The following is a 1,329-nucleotide window of genomic DNA, read 5'->3' on the forward strand; positions in this document are numbered from 1 at the left end:
CTGCATAATAGTGAGTGTCGCGTCATCCGCAGCCTTGCTGCGTCTGGGGGTAATAATCGATACCTTTCCTGTTCATGGGGAAGAAAAACGATCCAGGGGATCATCAAGCCCGATCGAATCGACACGCATATCCATTGTTGTTGTCTGGGCCCTTTTCATAACCGGTACCGCACTGATCCTGCAGGAAGGGCGACTCGCGATTATTACCGGAACGGTAACCATTGTCGCTGCGGCCCTCTTCCTCTTCACTGCGCTTGCCTTCTCCTTTGCCGTCCTTCACACCATGAAACACAGGACAACGAAGATGACCGAGGCCGCGGACATGGCAGAGCTTGAAGCAGCACTTATCCGGGTGTCACGAACGACGGGTATCTCGCCCCATGATCTGCTGGCACGGCAACAGAAGAGGAGGCAGGGGATGGCAGGATCACTGGCCGAAAGCGGTATCGAAAAATAAAAAAACGGGTATGGAAAAAACCCTGCTTTTTTCATCAGCATTTTACTTCCTGTTGTGGTTCGGAAAACCCGCTCATACCAAGAGCAAACTGGAATGAGAAGGCACCTTACCCAAACAGTTTTTTTGATTGTTCGAGTGCTTCAACCGCAGGCAGCTTTTTTCCGGTCAAAAACTCGATGCAGGCCCCACCACCGGTCGATATATGAGTGAAATCCTTTTCGATGCCCAGCTTTTCGATGACTGCGGCCGTATGCCCGCCACCGGCTACAGAGAGATCCACCTGCGATGCGGCCTTCAGGAGCTCGTAGGTGCCGGTGGCATAATCGGCTTCCTCGAATACCCCGGCCGGTCCATTGAATACCACGGTTCCTGCTTTCCGGATCACCCCCTTAAGGGTTGCGAGGGCATCCATACCTGCATCAAGTACCGGGGTATTTTCCGGTATCGCACTGACCGGGTACTCTGCGCGCCGGTCGTTTGCCCGGACCGAAACCCAGTCCGGCATGATGATCTTCTCCCGGAATTTTTCCAGGATCGCTTTTGCATTCCCAATCTCGCTTTCGTACTTGAGCTGGTGTATCAGCTGGGTTGACGGTTTCCCCAGGGAATAGCCATCGGCAAGGAGGAACACATTCGCAACGACGCCGATAACCATCACCTGGTCGGAAATGCCATGCTCGAGCATGTGCCGGGCGACAGCTATTGAGTCATCCACTTTCGTGCCCCCAAGGACCATGCAGACCGGCCGCGGCGCCCCTGAGAAGACACGGGACAGGGAGAGAACCTCTTTTTCCATAAGAAGCCCGGCAACCGATCGCATCATAAGGGGGAGGCCCACAACGGTCGGCTGGGACCGGTGAGCCGTTCCGAAC

General features: G+C 54.9%; 2 protein-coding genes. One reads left to right on the plus strand and one right to left on the minus strand.

The window, feature by feature from the left end; genetic code table 11:
- Nucleotides 1-457: hypothetical protein (locus tag CW742_RS13365; RefSeq protein WP_292421198.1), on the plus strand; the 457-nt coding region annotated here is incomplete at its 5' end.
- Between the two features lie 106 nt (nucleotides 458-563).
- Here the strand turns inward: CW742_RS13365 and pgk are convergent.
- The coding region (gene pgk, locus CW742_RS13370) for a phosphoglycerate kinase (RefSeq protein ID WP_292421199.1) at nucleotides 564-1,329 on the minus strand (766 nt) is incomplete at its 5' end.

Source organism: Methanoregula sp., from assembly GCF_002835825.1.
Taxonomy (GTDB): domain Archaea; phylum Halobacteriota; class Methanomicrobia; order Methanomicrobiales; family Methanospirillaceae; genus Methanoregula.